Annotated in this window: 16 protein-coding genes and 1 pseudogene; 4 read left to right on the top strand and 13 right to left on the bottom strand. The window is 73.0% G+C overall.

Going from position 1 to position 18,085, the window contains the following annotated elements; all coding sequences use genetic code 11:
* Positions 1-46: 46 nt before the first annotated feature.
* The gene (locus tag AB0B57_RS29025; protein WP_357076897.1) at positions 47-1,324 is read right to left on the bottom strand and encodes an SGNH/GDSL hydrolase family protein; all 1,278 of its coding nucleotides are present in this window, start codon (positions 1,322-1,324) and stop codon (positions 47-49) included.
* A 313-nt stretch (positions 1,325-1,637) separates the two neighbouring features.
* Between AB0B57_RS29025 and AB0B57_RS29020 the strand changes: the two genes are divergently transcribed.
* Positions 1,638-3,203 (top strand): AMP-binding protein, encoded by a 1,566-nt coding sequence (locus AB0B57_RS29020; protein WP_357076654.1) that lies wholly within the window; start codon positions 1,638-1,640, stop codon positions 3,201-3,203.
* On the top strand, positions 3,200-4,423 hold the full coding sequence (locus AB0B57_RS29015) for an MFS transporter (protein WP_357076651.1): 1,224 nt from the start codon (positions 3,200-3,202) through the stop codon (positions 4,421-4,423). The genes AB0B57_RS29020 and AB0B57_RS29015 overlap by 4 nt, the downstream gene beginning before the upstream one ends.
* Before the next feature lie 24 nt (positions 4,424-4,447).
* On the opposite strand, the gene AB0B57_RS29010 is transcribed toward AB0B57_RS29015, so the two are convergent.
* The gene (locus AB0B57_RS29010; RefSeq protein WP_357076648.1) at positions 4,448-5,419 is read right to left on the bottom strand and encodes a pentapeptide repeat-containing protein; all 972 of its coding nucleotides are present in this window, start codon (positions 5,417-5,419) and stop codon (positions 4,448-4,450) included.
* A 391-nt stretch (positions 5,420-5,810) separates the two neighbouring features.
* Between AB0B57_RS29010 and AB0B57_RS29005 the strand changes: the two are divergent.
* Positions 5,811-6,470 (top strand): annotated as a pseudogene (locus tag AB0B57_RS29005) (SGNH/GDSL hydrolase family protein); the annotation flags it as partial.
* 150 nt (positions 6,471-6,620) lie between these two features.
* On the opposite strand, the gene AB0B57_RS29000 reads toward AB0B57_RS29005, so the two are convergent.
* From AB0B57_RS29000 to AB0B57_RS28960, 9 genes are all read right to left on the bottom strand, one after another.
* On the bottom strand, positions 6,621-7,979 hold the full coding sequence (locus AB0B57_RS29000) for a hypothetical protein (RefSeq protein ID WP_357076645.1): 1,359 nt from the start codon (positions 7,977-7,979) through the stop codon (positions 6,621-6,623).
* Positions 7,976-8,944 carry a transketolase C-terminal domain-containing protein gene (locus AB0B57_RS28995; protein ID WP_357076642.1) on the bottom strand — a complete coding sequence of 323 codons (969 nt, stop codon included), beginning with the start codon at positions 8,942-8,944 and terminating at the stop codon, positions 7,976-7,978. Before AB0B57_RS28995 ends, AB0B57_RS29000 begins: the two co-directional genes overlap by 4 nt.
* A 1-nt stretch (position 8,945) precedes the next feature.
* A complete protein-coding gene (locus AB0B57_RS28990) occupies positions 8,946-9,917 on the bottom strand; it encodes a thiamine pyrophosphate-dependent dehydrogenase E1 component subunit alpha (RefSeq protein WP_357076639.1) in 972 nt (323 codons plus the stop codon).
* Between the two features lie 149 nt (positions 9,918-10,066).
* Complete coding sequence (locus tag AB0B57_RS28985; RefSeq protein WP_357076636.1) at positions 10,067-11,305, bottom strand: beta-ketoacyl-[acyl-carrier-protein] synthase family protein; 1,239 nt, start codon at positions 11,303-11,305, stop codon at positions 10,067-10,069.
* Positions 11,306-11,381: 76 nt separating this feature from the next.
* Positions 11,382-12,998 (bottom strand): class I adenylate-forming enzyme family protein, encoded by a 1,617-nt coding sequence (locus tag AB0B57_RS28980; RefSeq protein WP_357076633.1) that lies wholly within the window; start codon positions 12,996-12,998, stop codon positions 11,382-11,384.
* Positions 12,995-13,492 (bottom strand): beta-ketoacyl synthase chain length factor, encoded by a 498-nt coding sequence (locus tag AB0B57_RS28975; protein ID WP_357076630.1) that lies wholly within the window; start codon positions 13,490-13,492, stop codon positions 12,995-12,997. Before AB0B57_RS28975 ends, AB0B57_RS28980 begins: the two co-directional genes overlap by 4 nt.
* Before the next feature lie 89 nt (positions 13,493-13,581).
* Complete coding sequence (locus tag AB0B57_RS28970; RefSeq protein ID WP_357076627.1) at positions 13,582-14,691, bottom strand: beta-ketoacyl synthase N-terminal-like domain-containing protein; 1,110 nt, start codon at positions 14,689-14,691, stop codon at positions 13,582-13,584.
* On the bottom strand, positions 14,684-14,929 hold the full coding sequence (locus tag AB0B57_RS28965) for an acyl carrier protein (RefSeq protein WP_357076623.1): 246 nt from the start codon (positions 14,927-14,929) through the stop codon (positions 14,684-14,686). Before AB0B57_RS28965 ends, AB0B57_RS28970 begins: the two co-directional genes overlap by 8 nt.
* On the bottom strand, positions 14,929-15,195 hold the full coding sequence (locus AB0B57_RS28960; RefSeq protein WP_357076620.1) for an acyl carrier protein: 267 nt from the start codon (positions 15,193-15,195) through the stop codon (positions 14,929-14,931). Before AB0B57_RS28960 ends, AB0B57_RS28965 begins: the two co-directional genes overlap by 1 nt.
* A 14-nt stretch (positions 15,196-15,209) precedes the next feature.
* On the opposite strand from AB0B57_RS28960, the gene AB0B57_RS28955 reads away from it, so the two are divergent.
* Positions 15,210-15,407, top strand: a complete 198-nt coding sequence (locus tag AB0B57_RS28955; RefSeq protein WP_357076617.1) for a hypothetical protein — start codon at positions 15,210-15,212, stop codon at positions 15,405-15,407.
* On the opposite strand, the gene AB0B57_RS28950 is transcribed toward AB0B57_RS28955, so the two are convergent.
* Entirely contained in the window at positions 15,335-16,684 is a 1,350-nt protein-coding gene (locus AB0B57_RS28950) for a class I adenylate-forming enzyme family protein (protein ID WP_357076614.1), read from the bottom strand. The genes AB0B57_RS28955 and AB0B57_RS28950 overlap by 73 nt on opposite strands.
* Positions 16,685-16,979: 295 nt before the next feature.
* Positions 16,980-17,711 carry a M55 family metallopeptidase gene (locus AB0B57_RS28945; protein ID WP_357076611.1) on the bottom strand — a complete coding sequence of 244 codons (732 nt, stop codon included), beginning with the start codon at positions 17,709-17,711 and terminating at the stop codon, positions 16,980-16,982.
* Between the last annotated feature and the right edge of the window lie 374 nt (positions 17,712-18,085).

Raw genomic sequence — 18,085 nt, 5'->3', positions numbered from 1 at the left:
TCGGTGGCCGGGGACAGCGGGGATGACCCGCCGCCCCCGGCCCGGGTCACAGATCGAGCAGCCGCAGCGGCACGGCGTCGGCCAGCGCCTGGTTGCCGGCATCGTTCGGGTGGATGTGGTCCCCCGAGTCGTACGCGGGCAGCAGTTGGCTGGGTCGCGCCGGGTCGCGCACCACGCGGTCGAAGTCGAGCAGCCCGTCGAACTCCCGGCTGCCGCGCAGGTACGCGTTCACCGCCTGGCGGGTGGCCTCCTTCTGCGGCGTCCACACGCCCGGTGCGCCGTGCCCCTCGTACGGCGTCAGCGTGGCCACCAGGCTGGTCAGTCCGCGCTGCTGGAGCTGCTGGTTGATCTGCCGCAGGGTGGCGATGATCGCCTCGGGTGCGTCGTTCGACATCCAGATGTCGTTGATGCCCAGGTGGGTGACGACGGTGCGCACCCCGGTCTGGCCGAAGACGTCCTCGTTGAGCCGGGCGGCGGCGTTCGGGCCGAGCTGGTAATAGCCCGGGTAGTTCCCGTCGCCCGGCTCGGTGCCCTCGTGGTTGAGCCGGTTGCCGGCCAGGCTCAGGTTGAGCACGCCCGGGGTGCGCTTGTCCGGCCGGTCGGCGAGCAGCCGGTCGGAGAGCAGGTCGGGCCAGCGCCGGTTGGCGTTGACGGTGCTGCCGTTGCCGTCACCGATGGAGTCGCTGAGCACGACGAGCGCGCCGGGACTGCCCCTGCGCTGCACGTCGATGCCGGAGAGGAAGAACCAGCAGCAGGTGGGACGGGTGGTGAACCCGGTGCCCTCGGCCACCCCGGTCAGATCCCCCGCGCCGATGAAGTTGGCCTGCTGGGACTGCCCGTGGAACGTGGTCGGGCCGGTCGGCGTCGGGAAGTGCAGGGTGACCACCAGGTCGCTGTCGTCCGCGACCGGGAAGGCCAGCGGGTCGCTGAGGAGTTCGGCGCCCCGGTTCATGGTCGCCGTGGTGGCGCCGGTGAAGCTCAGCGAGCGTACCGACGTCGCCTCGATGTCGGAGAGGTCGTCGGGGGTCGCGGTGTTCGGCCGGGCGACGGTGGCGCGGCCAACCCGGACCGCCTGCTCGCCGTACAGGTTGCTGAGGCGTACCCGCAGCGCCGGTCCGCCCACCGACACGTGCACGATCATCCGGACGCTCTGGTCGTTGAGGCCGGTGTTGGTCAGTCCGACCGAGTTGCCCCGGGTGACCGCGGTGGCCCAACTGCCCGCCCACTCGGCGCGGTCGGGTCGGCCGGCGGCGGTGCCGGACGGACCGGCGCTGGCGACGACGGCGGGTGCGCCGACGACCAACAGCGCGGCCGCGGCGGCGATGACGGGCCATCTCTTCGGGGTTGCCGTTGCCATGGAACCTCCATCGTGTGGCAGCCCGGGGCCGTCCGCTGACGGCGCCCGCCTGGACGATGGTCCAGAAACCTAGCCGCCGCCGCTGACGGGCGTCAATCGACCTGATCGACGCCATCAAATGTCCGGCGGGCCCGTCGGATCGCCCGTCGGCACGGTTCCGACCAGCCGTTTCGCGCCTAGGCTTCCAGGCGGCGGCGGTGCGGTCGCCCGAGCGCGCCACCGTCGCGTCGTCACCGGGAGCTGCCCGGGACCGCCGCTTTCTGGGGATGGGGGCTGCCGGATGACTGACGGACCCGGGCACGACACGACCTACGTGCACAGGGTGTTGGACCTCTTCGCCGAGTTCGGCGACCGGGAGGCGCTCGTCGGCGCCGGTCGCCGCCTCACCTACACCGACGCTGCCGCCCGGGTCCGGGCGATGGCCGCGACGTTGACCCGGCACGGCGTACGGCCCGGGTCGGCGGTGCTGGTGACCGTCGCGAACGCGGTGGAGGTTCCGCTGCTGCAGCTCGCCCTGCACCTGCTGGGCTGCCGGACGATGTGGGTCGCCCCGGTGACCGCGCGCCGGGAGGTCGACGAGTTCATCCGGTTGGCCCGCCCGGACGCCCTGGTCTACGACGCCCGGGACCGGGCCGGTCTGGGCCCGGAGCTGGCCGCGGCGCTGCCCGGCACACCGGTGTGCTGTCTCGGCGCGGGCGGCACCGGCCCCGACCTCACCGCCGACACCGACGCCGACGTGACGAACCTGCCGGCGGCCGTGCCGACGCCCGAGTCGTTCCTGCAGACCAGCGGCACCACCGGCAGCCCCAAGCTGGTGCACCACCGGGCCAGCTTCTACGCCCAGATCCTCGCCCTGGCCGCCGACTTCCGCGCCGCCGGTTTTCCGCTGCTGCGGCACCTGTCGCACTCACCGATGTGGCTGGCCAGCGGGCAGATCACCACCCTGTTCAACCTGTTCACCGGCGGGGTGCTGTTCCTGCGCGACGACTGGGACCCGGTGGCCTTCGCGGACACCGTGCAGCGGGAGCGGATCAACTCGACCTTCGTCACCCCGCCGATGCTCTACGAGGTGTTGGACCATCCGGCGCTTGTCGGCGCGGACTTCTCCGCCATGTTCATGTTCAACGTGGGCGCCGGGCCCGCCGCGCCCGCCCGGCTGCGCCAGGCCATCGCGCGGTTCGGCCCGGTGCTGCGCATCGTGTACGGCCTCAGCGAGGCCGTCGTGGTCACCGCCCTGCCCGGCCTGACTGACGATCCGGAGCACCCGCAGCGGTTGGGCTCCTGCGGGCGGCCCTACGGCGACGTCCGCATCGAGATCCGCGGCGACGACGGCACCGTGCTGCCGACCGGCCGCGACGGCGTGGTGTGGGTGCACACCCGGCTGCGCTTCGCCGGCTACCACGGCCAGCCGGAGCTGACCGCGCAGACGCTCGTGGACGGCTGGGTGCGGACCCGCGACATCGGTCACCTCGACGACGACGGCTACCTCTACCTGGTCGACCGGGCAGACGACGCGATCCTCACGCAACGACGGAGCTGGCCGATCTTCTGCCGCCCCATCGAGGACGTGCTGGCCGGGCATCCCCGGGTACGGGCCGCCGCCGTGATCGGCGTACCGGACGAGACGGCCGGTGAGGTCCCGTACGCGTACGTGGTGCTCGCCCCGGGCGCGACGGTCGCCGGGGCGGAGCTGATCGACCTGGTGACCGCCGAGCTGAACGAGATGTGGGCGCCGGCCGCCGTGGAGTTCGTCGACCGGCTGCCGGTGAACCGGTCGATGAAGGTGGACAAGCGGGCCCTGCGCGCGCGGTACGCGGCGCGTCGGGCGACGGCGGTCGGGGCGTGACTCCCCGCCGGCAACTGGTCATCCTGGTCAGCGCGGACCTGATCTCCAACCTGGGCACCCGCATCTCGGTGGTGACCATTCCGTGGCTGGTGCTGGTCACCACCGGCAGCCCCACCAAGATGGGCCTGGTCGCGTTCGCCGAGACCCTGCCGTACCTCCTGTCCAGCGCGTTGGGCACGCCCTGGGCGGACCGGATCGGCCTGCGCCGTACCTCGATCCTCTGCGACGCGGGCAGCGCCGTGGCGATGGTCGTCGTCGCACTGACCCCGTGGTTGGGCTTCGCCCCGTTGGTGGCGCTCGTCGCGGTGGCCGGCGCGCTGCGGGGCATCGGGGACCGGGTGAAGCACGTGATGTTCCGCCCGGTCGCGGAGGCCGCCGGAGTACCGCTGATCCGGCTGACCTCCGCGTACGACGGGCTCAGCCGGGTGGTGACCCTGTTCGGCGCCGCCGTCGGCGGCCTGCTGATCGCCGCGTTCGGGGTCACCGAGGCGCTCCTCATCGACGCGGCCAGCTTCGGCGTCTGCGCGCTGCTGATCGGTGTCCTGGTCCGCCCGCCGGCCGCCCCGGCGCAACCCGCCCAGCCGGAGAGTTACCTGCGCGCGCTGCGGGCCGGTTTCCGCTACCTGGGTCGGGACCGGCCGCTGCTCGGCATGCTCGCCGTCGTCTCGGCGCTGAACATGGTGGCCAACGCCAGCGTGGCCGTCTACATCCCGGTCTGGGTCGCCCGGGAGCTGCACGGCCCAAGCGGCCTCGGTCTGGTGCTGGCGGCGTTCTCGGCGGGCGCGCTGCTGGGCAACCTGGTGTTCACCATGCTCGGGCCCCGGCTGCCCCGGCGGCTGACGTTCCTGCTCGGCGCGCTGGTCGCCGGCACACCCCGGCTGGTGGCGCTGGCGATCAGCGACGAGCTGCCGGTGGTGCTGGTGGTGACGTTCCTGTCCGGAATCGGCATCGCGGCGGTCAACCCGCTGCTCGGGGTGGCGCTCTACGAGCGGATACCGCCGGAGTTGCAGACCCGGGTGATCGGCATCGCCGGTTCGTTGGCCTTCGTCGGGTTGCCGGTCGGCGCACTGCTCGGCGGCTGGTCGGTGGACGCTCTGGGGCTCACCCCGGCCCTGCTGACCATGGCGGCGGCGTGCCTGGTGATCACCGCGTACCCGTTGCTGAGCAGGGCCTCCGGCCCGGAGACACCGGCCCGGTCCGCCCCCGTCACCACACCCTGACCGGCCCGGCTGCCTCGCGAGGCCCTACCGCAGCCGTGCCCGGCGGGCGCGACACTCGGGGTCGTCGGCGTGCGCGTCAGTCGCCGGCCGGGCCACTTCGGCCGGCAGGCGCGTCTGGTCGTCCACGAAAGCGCAGCGGAGGTTCACACTCGCGAGCAGTCTCGCCCGTTCGAGGTTAGCCCCGTTCAGGCCGACGCCGAACAGGTCGACGCCGAACAGGATCGTGTTGGTGAGGTCCGCGCCCGTCAGGTCCGCGTTGGTCAGATCGGTGTTGGACAGGTTCACGTCGGTCAGCACGGCAAAACGCAGGGTCGCCTCGACCAGCCTCGTGCCGGCGAGGGTGGCGTGGTCCAGTCGCGCCCGGTTCAGCTGCGCGCGCTGTAGGTCCACCGAGCGGAGGTTGGCGCGGCGCAGGTCCGCGTCGGTCAGGTCGACGTCGGTCAGGTTGGCGCCCGCCAGGTCCGCGTCGGTCAGGTCGGCGTCGGAGAGGTTCGCCCCTTCCAGATTCGCCAGGCCCAGGCTCATTCCGGCCAGGTCCATCCCGCGCAGGTCGGTACGGGACAGGTCGACGCGGGTCAGGTCTGGCCGGCCGCTGCGGGAGTCCCTGTCGCCGAGCGCGGCCAGAGCAGCGTGGATGTCGACCGGGGGCGGTACCCGGGTGTCCTCGAACGAGGCTGCTGCCGTGGCCTCGTCGGTAGGAGCGGGGGTGGGAGCGGCCGCCCCGCCGACCGAGTGGACGCGGACGAACGCCGACAGGATCTCCACGACGGCAGGACGATCGGCCGTAGAATCGCGCATGATCCGTCGCAGGGCGTGGATGGCGCCCAGGCGCACGTCCACCTTGTCGGCGCCGGGCTGCCCCAACTGTTCGATCGACGCGGTGAAGCGGTCGGTGATCTGCCCCTGCGCGGTGAGGCGTTGCTGCTCGCGGTTGGCCTCCTGTTGCGCACGGTTGGCGGCGTTGGTGACGTACAGCCCGATCGCGAGGACGATCACCGACAGGATGCTCCCCAGGCCGAGTAACCGTTGCCAGGGGTCCGGTCTGAGTTCCAGGGGGGCGCCCGGAGCCAGCTCCAACCGGGTTGTCGACGGTCGGCCAGGGCGTAGGGCGCGCGACGCGACGGTAGTCGGCCGAGGCCGTCTCTCCCGCGTCGGGCGGCCGGGGGCCGCGGTGGGGGTGCCGGCACGCCAGGCGGCGCGGACGGCGGCTAGTCGAGCGCGGATGGTCGCCACGACCTCCATTTGACCCGACCTGTGCCACTCCTGCTCGCACCTCCGGACGTCGGTGCTCGGCGAACTCCTCGCCGAGCAGAGCGACGGCCTGGCCGAGGCCAGCGTGACCGACTGAGCCTGGCCCGACGGTCCGGCGGTCGGCTAGCGTGCCGACATGCCATCGACGCTCACCGAATCGACGGACCCGTACTGTCTGCGCCCCGGAGAGGCCACCGAACTGCTGCGTGGGCACCCGTGGCGGCGGTTCGTGGCGCTCGGCGACAGCGTCGTGGAGGGCATGTGTGAGCCGACGCCGGGCTACCCGGACGTGCAGTGGGTCGACCGGGTCGCCGCCGAGCTGACCGCCGTGCGCCCCGGGCTGGCGTACCAAAATCTGGGTCGACGCGGGCTGCGCGCGCACCAGGTGCGGGCCACCCAGCTCGCCCCGGCACTCGCCTTCGCACCGGACCTGGCGTTGGTCGTCTGCGGGGGCAACGACGCCTTCCACCCGGCGTACGACGCGGAGGCGGTGGACGCCGAGCTGACCACGATGATCACCGCGCTGCGCGCCGTGGGGGCCGACGTGATCACCGTGGGCATGTTCGACGTCTCGCACAGCCCCGCGGTGCCCGAGCACCTCCGGCCCGGCCTGGGCGAACGAATGCGCCGCCTGTCGGCACACAGCGCCAACCTGGCCGAGAGCCTGAACACAATCCACGTGCACCTGACCGACCACCCCCTGACGGCCGACCCCACCCTCTACAGCACCGACGGCCGCCACGGCAGCGCCCGCAGCGACGCCATAGCAACAGCCCAAACCCTCCGCACCCTCTCCCTCTCCCTCTCCCTCCCCCGCCCCGAAGCCCCCTCCCAGCCCCCACCCCCTCCCCTCCGCCCAGCCCCCGTTGATCATGAGGTTATTGCCCCGACACGCCGATGCGGGGAGCAATAACTCCATGATCAACCAGGGCAAAGCGGGGGTGGGTTAGTGCTTTAGGAGGACTCCGGTTAGGAGAACTCCGTGGGCCAGGTTGAGGACTCCGTCGCAGCCGGGGTAGCCGACTCTCGCCAGGCCGCCGGAGGCGTGGCGGCCGAAGAGGTACGGGGCCAGCGAGAACGGGACGTCGGCGGTGACCGTCTCGCCGGTCTCGATCTGAACGAAGTCCATCGACACCCGGTCGGTCGGCAGGTACTCCTGCAGGATCGCGCCGCCCCGATCGACGGCGGCCCGCACACCCTCGGCCCAGTCCGCCGCGCTCAGCTCCGGGCCGAGCAGCACGCCGTGACCGGCGGAGCCGTCGGCGGGTTTCGCCACCAGCTCGGCCTGTTCGGCGATGGCCCGGTCGAGCACCGCGGCGGTCAACGGCACCGTGTACGGCACGTGCCGGCGGATCAGCGCCTGGTCGTCGGCGGGTAGCCCGTCCACGTCCTCCCACAGCCAGGCGAAAATGGTCTTGTTGCCGAGCAGCCACGCCGCCGCCGACACGAACATCGGGAGGGTGCCGGCGGCGAGGGCCCCGGCCACCGCGTCCAGGCCGGCGGTCGGGGTGACCCGGTTGGGCACGAACAACCGGAACAGCGCGTCGACCGGCGCGCCGTCGACCACCAACCGCGCGGAGGCGTCCAGGGTGGCGCTGGACACCGGCGCGATGACCAGGTCGATGCCGAAGTCCCGGGCCCGTACGGCGAGGGGGTCGAGGATCCGGATGAACGTCTGCGGGTCGTCGAGGCCCGGGTAGTCGGCGTCGAAGTCCATCAGCAGCGCCACCCGGGCGCCGTCGGGCAGCCGCAGCTCCTCGCGGATCGCCACGAACCGCTGGTCGAGCAGCGACGGGGCGGCCCGCACCGGCAGGTCGTCGAGGATGCCCCGCTCCCGGTACAGGCGCGCGAACCGCTGGATGACGGTGTCGGCGTCGAACCCGCCGCCGAGGCTGCTGTCGATGTTGTACTCGACGAACTTCGGCACCCCGCCGGAGAAGATCACATCTGGGCGGTACGCGGCCAGCAGCGCCTCGGTCAGCGGCTCGGCCTCGTCCAGCAGGCGGGTCTCCCCCGCCGGTACGCCGAGCAGCCGGCGCAGCTCACCGGCGGTGCCGGTCCGCCGACGGCAGGCGTCGAGGATGAGCTGGGCGAGCCGGTCGCAGACCTCGTTGAGCTCCCGCCAGGCGTCGGCGGTGAGCACCGGGGGGCGGGCCAACCGCCACTGCTTGTTGTAGGTGGCCCGGCCGTGGAAGACCTGCTCCCAGGCTGCCGCCCCACCGGCCACCATGGCCGAACGGGCCGGCTCCGGCAGGTCGGTCCAGGCCCGGTCAGCCGTCGGCCACGCGTAGTTCGGGTCGATCATGATCCGTCCTTCATGGTCAGGTGGATGGCGGTGGCGAGCTGGTCCCGGCCGGGCTGGACGGCCCGGTCCAGTGCCGGGGCGAACGGGAGCACCGCCCCGTCCGGGCGGGTGACCCGGCGGGGTGGGGCGAGCAGCCGGACCCGCTCCACCACCGAGGCGATGATCTCGGCGGCCATTCCGCAGGAGCGGTTGGCGTCGTCGAGCACCACGAGTCGCCCGGTGCGGGCGACCGACTCGGTGAGGCCGTCGATGTCGAACGGGTACAGGGTGCGGGGGTCGAACACCTCCACCGATACCTGGTCGGCCAGCTCCGCGGCGACGGCGAGCGCGTCGTGCACCAGGTGCCCGATCGCGACCACCGTCACGTCGTCGCCGGAGCGGTGGATCCGGCCCTGGCCCAGCGGCACCGGTGCCGGGTCCTCGACGTTTTCGCGCACGTCCATCGCCGCGGCCGGCGCGAACACCACCACCGGGTCGTCGTGGCGGATGGCGGTGACCAGCAGCCCGTACGCGTCGGCCGGGGTGGCCGGCACGACGGTGACCACGCCGACGTGGGCGAAGAGGCTGTACGGGTGGTCGGAGTGCTGCCCCGCCCACCCGGTACGCGAGCCGGAGCCGGGCACCAGGTAGGTGACGGGGACGCTGCACTGCCCGCCGGTCATCAGCGGGAACTTGTGCGCGTGGTTGACGATCTGCTCGAAGACCAGGAACAGCAGCGACGGGATCTGGAACTCGATCACCGGCCGCAGCCCGGCCAGCGCCGCCCCGGTGGCGAAGCTGGTGAAGGCCTGCTCCGACAGGGGGGTGTCGCGGACCCGATCGGTGCCGAACCGTTTGGCCAGCCCGGTGGTCACCAGCGACGCCCCGACCTGGACGTCCTCACCGAGCAGGAACACCGCCTCGTCGCGGGCCAACTCGTCGGCGAGGGCCCGGGTCAGCGCCCGGCGGTACGACAGTCGGGGCACCTCAACCACCTCCGGTGCGGGCGGTCAGGCCGCTGGCGTACAGGTACGCCAGGGCGTCGGCCGGGTCGGGTTCCGGGCTGTGCAGGGCGAACCGCACGGCCGCGTCGAGGGTTTCCTCGACCTCGGCGTCCACTGCGGCGCGGTCGACGTCGGAGAGGCGTTCGCCCTGGATGCGGACCGGGTCTCGGGCCCGACCCCGGGTCACCTCGTCGGGTGGGCGGTAGTCGAGGCGTACCGCGTGTTCGAAGGTGTGATGGGCGTCGAAGCGGTAGGTCCGGGCCTCGATCAGCTCGGGGCCGCCGCCGGAGCGCATCCGGTCGACGGCCTCGGCCGCGGCGGCGCGTACCCTCTCGGGGTCCTGGCCGTCGACCTGGACGGCCGGGATGCCGAACGCGGCGGCCCGGCCGGCGATGCTGCCGGCCACCGCGCCGGCGACCGGCATGGTGGTGGCGTAGCCGTTGTTCTCGCAGACGAACAGCACCGGCACCCGCCAGAGCGCGGCCAGGTTGAGCGCCTCCAGCAGCATCCCCTCGTTGACCGCGCCGTCGCCGAAGAAGCTCACCCCGACGGTGTCGCGGCCCCGGCGGCGGTGCGCCCAGACCGCGCCGGTGATGATCGCCCCGGAGGCGCCGACGATCGCGTTCGCGCCGAGCACGCCGATGCTCAGGTCGGCGGCGTGCATCGAACCGCCCCGGCCGGCGTTGAGGCCGGTGACCCGGCCACACAGCTCGGCCATCATTCGCGTCGGATCGGCGCCCCGGGCCAGGACGTGCCCGTGCCCACGGTGGGTGCCGGCGAGCACGTCGTCGGCACCCAGCGCCGCGCAGACGCCGGCGGCGATCCCCTCCTGACCGAGGTACGGGTGGATGCCGCCGACGATCTGCCCGCCGTGGACCAGTTCCACCGCCCGTTGTTCGAATCGGCGGATCAGCCGGACCGTGCGGTAGAGCCGGACCGGGTCGGCGCCGGTCACGCAGGCACCTTGAAGGAGAAGGCCGCCGGTCGGGCGTCCCCCACGTAGAGTTCGATGTGGTCGATACCACGGATGTCCATGTCTCCTGAAGCCCTTCCCACCCGGTTCCCCGCCCGTCCGGACGCGCCCCGCCCGGGACGCCGCGTCGATCACCCCCTTGGCTCGGCGACCCGCGCCAGCAGCAGGCTCACGTTCTGGCCGCCGAACCCGAACGAGTTGGTGACCGCGTACTCCGGGTCGGCCTTGCGGGGCGTGCCACGGATGTGGTCCGCCGGGCAGGCCGGATCCGGGTCGTCGAGGTGGTACGTCGGGGGCAGCAGCCCCCGACCGAGCGCCAACGCGGTGACCGCCGCCTCCAGCACCCCGGAGGCGCCGAGCAGGTGACCGGTGAGCGCCTTGGTGGAGCTGACCGGCACACCGCCGACGCCGAAGACGTCGGCCAGGGCGGTGGTCTCCGCGATGTCACCGAGTTTCGTGCCGGTGCCGTGCGCGTTGACGTAACCGACCGCCGCCGCCGGGACACCGGCGCTGCGCAGCGCCCGGCGGATGCACGCCGCCGCGCCGGCGCCGTCCGGGCGGGGGGCGGTCAGGTGGTACGCGTCCGTCGTCGCACCGTGCCCGGCCACCTCGGCGTACCCGGCGACGCCGCGCGCCGCGGCGTGCTCGGCGTTCTCCAGGACCAGCAGCGCGGCACCCTCGGACAGGACGAACCCGGTGCGGGAGGTGTCGAACGGCCGACTCGCCCGGCTCGGGTCGGTGCCGGCGCGCGCCAACGCCCGCGCGTTGCCGAAGGTGTCGGCGAAGGTCGGGAAGAGCGGCGCCTCGCTGGCCCCGCAGAGCACCACGTCGGCCTCCCCGGTCGCGATGAGCCGGACGCCGTCGGCGACCGCCTGCGCGCCGGAGGCGCAGGCGGTGCCGACCGACGAGCTGTAGCCCCGGATGCCGTGCGCGATGGCGATCCGCGCCGCCGGCATGTTCGGCAGGATCCCGGTGAGCAGGTACGGGCTGACCGCCGCCCGACCCCGGGCCGCCCGGGCCAGCACCTGTGACTCCAGGGTGGCCATCCCCCCGACCCCACCGACGATCACACCGATCCGGTCCGGGTCGACGTCGCGGCCCACCTCGATGCCGGCGTCGGCGAGCGCGTCGGCGGCGGTGAGGAGGGCGAGCACGACGATCCGGTCCAGCACCCGGGTCTCCGGCCCGGACGTGACGGTGCGCGGGTCAATGTCGGGCAGCAGGCCGGCGACGTGCAGCGACTCGCTCGCCGGGTGCCCCTGGGGTGGACGGGTCAGCCCGGACCGGCCGGTGGTCAGCGCGTCGAAGGTCTCCTCGACGCCCCGCCCGACCGGGGTGAACAGACCCATCCCGGTGATCAGGGCGGTCACGCCGCCGCTCCGCTTCGCTCCACGGCGGCGCGAGCCGCAACCCCACTGAGCTGCCTGGTTCGCTCGCTCCGCTCGCTCACGACGACGCCTCGGTGAGGTAGCGCTCGCGCAGGACCACCTTGCGGACCTTCCCGGTCACGGTGACCGGGATGTCGGCGGAGGCCACCGGCACCACCCGGCGCAGCGTGGCGCCGACGTCCGGGCCGAGGGCGGCACGGACCCGCTCGGTGCGGTCCTCTGCCGCGTCGGCGCCGGCGGCCAACTCCAGCAGCACGTCGGTGACCACCCCGCCGGCCTTGGCGACGATCACCACCGTGCAGTCGGTGACGTCCGGGCAGGCGGCGAGGACCCGTTCCTCGGACAGCGCGGTGTAGAAGCGTCGCCCGTCACCGGCGTCGACCGAGTCCACCGCCCGGTCCACGTGGTAGTAGCGGCCGTCGGCGTCGACGCGCACCAGGTCACCGGTCAGGTACCAGCCGCGCTGGCGGAAGCGGTAGGTGGTGATGGAGTCGTTCCAGTAGCCCCGGAACAGTGACGGCGAGTCGATGCCCAGGAAACCCACCTCGCCGACCGGCACCGGCTCGCCGTCGGCGTCGAGCACCGCGACCCTGGTGAACTGGTACGGGCGACCGATGCAGCGGCCGTACCAGTCGGTGTCGGCGCGATGGGTGACGTGGAACATCGAGTGCCCCATCTCGCTGGAACCGAGCCCGTCGATGAAGACCGAGCCGGGCACCCTCGCCACCCCGTCGCGGGTGACGATGTCGTGCCAGCCGACCGCGACGAGGCGGCGGATGTGCGGCTCGTGCGAGGCGTCGCCGGTGTTGAACCACAACCGCACCGAGTCCAGGTCGTACCCGGACAGGTCGAAGCGGGCCAGCTCCGCCCAGGTGACCGAGAAACCGAACACCCCGTCGGGGCGCCAGCGTTGGATCGCGTCCAGCACCCGTTCGCCGTCCTGCTCCGACAGCAGGAGCATCTGGGCGCGGTTGCCCAGCGCCTGGTTGACCATCAGCACCGTGGCGGTGTGCGGGGCGGGCAGCGCGTTGAGGATCCGGCTGGTGCCCTGCGCCTGCGGCATGCTGAGCAGGTGCCGGGTGGCCGCGAAGAGGCTGGCGTGCGAGTGCAGCACCGCCTTGGGCACCCCGGTCGTTCCGGAGGTGTGCGTGATCACGATCGGGTCGTCCGGGTGGTGCCGGTAGTGCGCCGGGGCCGCCGCCGGGTCGCCCGCGCCGGTCCGCGCGAGGGTGCCAAGCAGCGGTACGCCCAGGTCGTGCCCGGCCAGCAGGGCGGTGTGCGCGTCGTCGGCGAGCACACCGACGCCTCGCAGGCGGCGGATGTACTCGGCGGCGATCTCCGGGCGGAGTTTGCCGTTCATCAGCGCCGGGATCGCCCCGAGCCGGGTCAGTGCCAGGAAGCTGAGCACCATGTCGGCGGCGGCGGTGGCCCAGACGGCGACCGGGTCGCGGGGGCGTACCCCGCGCTCGTGCAGCCAGGCGGCGCGGGCGGCGACCCGCTCGTTGAGCTGCCCCAGCGTCAGGGGTGTCTCGGCGGGGTGCCCGTCGACGGCGGTGTCGAAGGTCAGGCCCGGCCCGTCCGGGTCCGCGCCGTGCGCCAGTACCCGGGCCAGGACGTTGCCCGCACCCACCTCGGTGTCGACGGCCAGTGTGCCGCGCAGTCCCCGTGTCCTCATGGTCGTGCTCCTCCCCCCAGCAGCACCGCGACCGCCTCGGTCGGCCCGTCGGGTGCCTGTTCGATCAGGATCAGCAACACCTCGTCGGCGTCGCCGTCGTCGCGCAGCAGGTCCGCCTCGGCGACGCCGTCGGCGTACGGGTCACCGGTCGGGCTGAGACAGACCACCGGGCCGCGCAGGTCCCAGCGGGCCGCGATGTGTCCGGCGACGCTGTTCGGCACGGACTGGAAGAAGAACAGCGGACCGATCCGCCCGCCGGCCTCGACGGTCGCCCGTACGTGCTCGGCGCTGGCGAGATCGCCACTGGCGCTGACCAGCACGATCCCCGTGCGCACCTCGGCGGGCGCCGCCGCCGACCCGTATCCCCGCCGCAGACACCGCTCCGCGACGGCCACCACCACCGGCGCGAAGTCCGAGTGCACGAACCCCGGCACCCCCGCCGCGCTGACCCCGACGTCCCCACCCTCGGGCCAGGAAGCCCGAGCCCGCTCCACCGGCGATCGTGCGGTTTCGGTCGCCGTTTGGGGTGCCTGGTGGGATTCGTCGGGGCAGACAGTGCAAGATCGCGGGAGGTTGGGGGTGGTCATCCGACGCCGACCAGGAGAGCGGTGTTGGCGCCGCCGAAGGCGGCGTTGAGGGTCAGGGCGTGGGTGGCTTCCGACTTTTCGGGACGGTGCTTGATCACGTTGAGGGGGCAGGCCTCGTCGGGGGCCAGCCAGCCGGCGTTGACCGGTAGCTCGCCGTGTCGCAGCGCGAGCGCGGTGACCACCAGTTCGAGCAACCCGGACGCCTCCAACGCGTGCCCGTGCACCGACTTGGTGGAGCTGACCGGGACGCGCGTGCCGTGCGCGCCGAGGGCCCGACGCAGCGCCGCCGCTTCGGCGGCGTCGCTGCGCGCGGTACCGGTGGCGTTGGCGTTGACGTAGCTGACAGCCTGTGCGGGCAGCCCGGCCCGGCGCAGCGCGGCATCGACCGCGCGGGCCAGCCCGGTGCCGCCGGGCTCCGGCTGACAGGGATGGAACGCGTCACCGGCCCGTCCCCAACCGGCCACCGTGGCCACCGGATCGACGCCGCGCCGCCGGCCGGTGCTCGATTCCAGCACGACCGCGGCCACGCCGTCGCCCAGCAGCAGCCCCCGGCGGCCGGCGCTGAACGGGCGCACCGCCCCGTCGACCGCGAGGGCACGACCGGCGTCGAAGAGCGCGAACTGGTCCGACTCCACCAGGTAGCCGGCCGCGACGACCACCCGATCGACGTCACCGCGGGTGATCCGGGCGGCGGCGTCGGCCACCGCCGTGCTCGCCGACACGCAGGCGCTGGTGTAGACCCGGGTGTGGCCGGACAGTCCACCGCGGGCGGCGAGCCGGTCGGCGAGTACGGCCGGCGCCGGGCCGGCATCGAGGGCTGGCCCGCCGTGCACGGCGAGCAGCAGGGCGCACCCCGCGCGCCGTGCACGGTCCAGGCCGGCCGCCCGGCAGGCCGCGTCGATCGCGGCGGCCAACTCGTCGGGGAGCGTGCCGACCTCGGGCACCGTGGCCGCCACGGTGACTCGGCGGGCGGCGGTGTCGAACCGGTCCACCGGCCCGAACGCCGGCACCCCGGCCAGCGCACCGGCGAGCTGCGCGTCGGCGCCCCGGCCCAGGGCGCTGACCGCGTACACGCCGGTGAGCTGGGCGACGCGCGCCTCAACCATCTGCGGAGGCGCTCAGCGACGCCCGGAACACCACCAGGGCGTCGTCGACGGTACGGATACCGGACAGTTCGTCGTCGGTGAGGTCGAGCCGGCACTCGTAGCGCTGCTCGACGAGGTGCACCAGCCAGGCAAGCTCCATCGAGCCGATCCGGTCGGACACCTCGGCAGCCGGTGTCGCGGTGAGTTCGGCGAGCATGGTCATCAGGTCAGCTCGCCCCAGATCGGGCTGACCGCTCATCAGGCTTTGTCGCTCGTCGCCGCGGTGACGCGACTGGCGACCATGGTGGTGAACTCACCGACGGTCATCAGGGCCAGTTGCTCCGACTCGTCGTCGGCGAACGTCAGGCCGTACCGGTCCTCGACCCGGCTGGACAGGTCGGCCAGGGCGAGAGATTCCAGGTCGACGCCGGACGGGCCGAGCGTGGTGTCGTCGTCGAGCCCCTCGATGTCGTAGTTCATGTCGACGAGCTGCTCGACGACGAAGGCGCGGACCTCGGCTCTCATGGATACCCTCTCTGGTGGGTCAGCTGACGGTGTCCGGTCGGGACACCGCCTACGTGTGGGTCGGCCAGGACACCGGCGGTCAGCCGGATCCGGCCGCGGTGCCGCTGCGGCGGACGGGTGCCCTGCTGCTCGGTCCCGGTCACCGGGTGACCGCCGAGCGCAGCGCGTCGGTCGCGCGCACCAGCTTGCCGGTGGTGGTGCGGGGCAACTGATCGACCAGGTGCAGGACGCGCGGGCGCTTGTAGCCGGCCAACCGCTCCGCGAGGAGCTTGTCCAGCGTCTCCTCCGACAGCGGGCCGTCCGGCTGGACGTACGCGGTGATGCCGCCGTCCCAGACCACCACGGCCGCGGCCACCCCGGTCAGCTCGGCGACGGTGGCCTCCACCTCGGTCAGGTCGACCTTCATCCCGCCGACGGAGACCTGCGAATCGAGCCGACCGCGCACCGTGACCAGGCCGGTGTCCGCATCGACGGTGCCGGCGTCGCGGGTGTGCAGCCAACCGTCGGACCACCGGGTCGGGTCGTGCGGTCCGACGTACGGCGACGCCGGGCAGGAGACCCACAGCTCACCGCCGGTCTCGCGGACCTCGATGCCGGGCGCCGGGGCGATCGACGACCGGTGTACGCCGTACAGGTCGGTGCCGATCACCCCGACCTCGGTCATCCCGTACATGTTGCCCAGCGGCACTCCGTACCGGTCGGTGAACGCCCGGGCGACGGCGGCCGGCACCAGCTCACCCCCGGTGGTCATCCGCCGTAGCTGCGGCAGTGACCCGGTCGGTCGGGTGGAGGCGAGCAGTCCGATGTGGAACGGAACACCCAGCACGGTGGCCGGTGTGGTGCCGGCGCTGATCGCCGCCAGCACGGCGTCACCGCTGAGCCGCTGGGGCGGGACCAGCTCGACCCCGGCGTGCAGCCCGTAGAGCAGGCCGCCGACCAGACCGAGCACGTGCACCATCGAGGGCAGCAGGATGATCCGCTCGCCGGGCAACGCCACCCCGTCGATCCGGGTGTAGCGGTGTACCTCGGCGACCAGGTCCGCCGCGGTGCGACCGATCACCTTGGACGGGCCGGTGGAGCCGGAGCTGAGCTGGATCACGGCGTGGCCGCTGACCGCCGGACGGTCGGCGTACCGGGTGACGCCCGCGGTGACGTCGACGAAGATCTTCAGCGCGCCGCCACCGGTACGCACCGGGGCGATGACCACCTGCGGGGTCAACCGGAGCAACGCGCGGTCCACCTCGTGCTCGGTCAGCCGGTGGTCGAGCAGGATGGCCTGCGCCCCGGCCCGCCAGGTGGCCAGCAGGTTCACCACGTACGCCAGGGACGGCGGCAGCCGCAGCGCCGCAGCGCCACCGGGGCGCAGTCCGACGGCGGTGAGCCGCTCCTGCGCGGCGGTGACCAACCGGTGCAGGGTGGCCCGGTCGACAGGCTCGGGCAAACGGAGACAAACGTCCGTCGGCTGGCCTGCGAACAGGACTTCGTCCACCCATCCGGGGTCTGTCGCCGTAGGATCTTCTGCCGTCACTGCCGTTCACCGCCCAGCATCAAAAGGGGCGAAACCGCCCATCACGAACGCTTGTCGGGGTGCTGCGGGGAACCATACGACTCCCACCACACCATCGCCAGATGCGAATGGATGGATCAGAAGAAGCGGCAAGCCGGATTGCCGACAGCCCGTTCGGCGGGCAGGATCGGGCAGGCGATACGGCGGAACGTCACCGAGACATGACGCCTCGTACAACCGTCGCGCGGCCCCACCCGGACGGCCGATGGTGTCGCGGTCACCGGCTGAGCCCGACGAGGGTGGCCAGTCGCGCCACGCTGGCGGCCGCGCGGCCACTGTGCGCGATCTCGGCGACGAGGGTACGAGCAGCAGGCCGGTAGCGGACCTCGTCGGGCGCGATGGCGTCGGCGGCAGCGTGGCGCAGCCGCTCCCGTGCCTCCTGCGGATGCAGCGTGACCGCGGCGGCCTGACCCAGGGTCTGCTTGACGGCGTCGGTGACTGCCGAAGGCACCAGCTCACTGAATTCCGCGCAGGCGGTGTCGTCCCCGCTGAGCAGGACGACGGGCACGTCCAGGTGCCCGGCCGTGGCGACGTTGAGGCCGATCTCGCCCACCGATCGTCCGGCCACCCGCACGTCGAGGATGGCATCACTCATCGGGTGCGCCAGCACGGCAGGCCCGGCACCGGCCCGAGCGTGATAGCCGACGGGCAGAAGGGCGTCGGTGTGCTCGTCCAGCCCGGCGAGCATGCCCAGCGGGCGGGGTGTGCCCCGCACGAGGTGGGCACGGCGGTCGAGCTCCTCCGGCAGGAGATTCCGGAACGTTCCGTGCGCGTCGGCGACCCGGACCACGGCGTCGGGTTCGGCATCGAGAACACCGGCGATCACCGCGTTCGCCTCAGCCGTCATCAACGCCCGGCCGCGCTCGTAGTCGTACCGATCCGGATTCGTCTCGGTGGGATGCACGAACCCCGCGCCGCCTTCGAGGTCCACCGAGATCAGCAGCTTCATGGCTACCAGACCCTACGCGCTCCCGACCCAACGTCGACCCCGCGCGGCGCAGCCAAGGCGTCGTCCCGCCGCGCCGATCTTGCACTTTCGGTCGTCGAGATGCGTGAAGTGCCCCCGATATCGCGACAGTAAGTGCAAGATCGCGGGGAGGGTCCGTCGATCATGGAGTTGTGGTGCCTAGCTTGGTGCTATTCGGGCACTTTGTCGCCCACCACAACTCCATGATCGACAGGGGGGCGGCGCGGCGGGGTGGGGCGGCGCGGCGGGGCGGGGTGGGGCGGCGGGGTGGGGTGGGGTGGGGCGGCGGGGTGGGGTGGGGTGGGGTGGGGTGGGGTGGGGTGGGGTGGGGTGGGGTGGGGTGGGGTGGGGTGGAC

The sequence above is a fragment of the Micromonospora sp. NPDC049101 genome (assembly GCF_040648675.1).
Lineage (GTDB): Bacteria > Actinomycetota > Actinomycetes > Mycobacteriales > Micromonosporaceae > Micromonospora.
The sequence above is the reverse complement of the archived record's forward strand: the minus strand, read 5'-3'. Positions and strand labels throughout refer to the sequence as shown.

Coding starts and splice junctions, on each gene's coding strand:
- AB0B57_RS29020 (WP_357076654.1), top strand. CDS start 1,638: ATGACTGACGGACCCGGGCACGACACGACCTACGTGCACAGGGTGTTG.
- AB0B57_RS29000 (WP_357076645.1), bottom strand. CDS start 7,979: ATGATCGACCCGAACTACGCGTGGCCGACGGCTGACCGGGCCTGGACC.
- AB0B57_RS28980 (WP_357076633.1), bottom strand. CDS start 12,998: ATGAGGACACGGGGACTGCGCGGCACACTGGCCGTCGACACCGAGGTG.
- AB0B57_RS28970 (WP_357076627.1), bottom strand. CDS start 14,691: ATGGTTGAGGCGCGCGTCGCCCAGCTCACCGGCGTGTACGCGGTCAGC.
- AB0B57_RS28965 (WP_357076623.1), bottom strand. CDS start 14,929: ATGAGCGGTCAGCCCGATCTGGGGCGAGCTGACCTGATGACCATGCTC.
- AB0B57_RS28960 (WP_357076620.1), bottom strand. CDS start 15,195: ATGAGAGCCGAGGTCCGCGCCTTCGTCGTCGAGCAGCTCGTCGACATG.
- AB0B57_RS28945 (WP_357076611.1), bottom strand. CDS start 17,711: ATGAAGCTGCTGATCTCGGTGGACCTCGAAGGCGGCGCGGGGTTCGTG.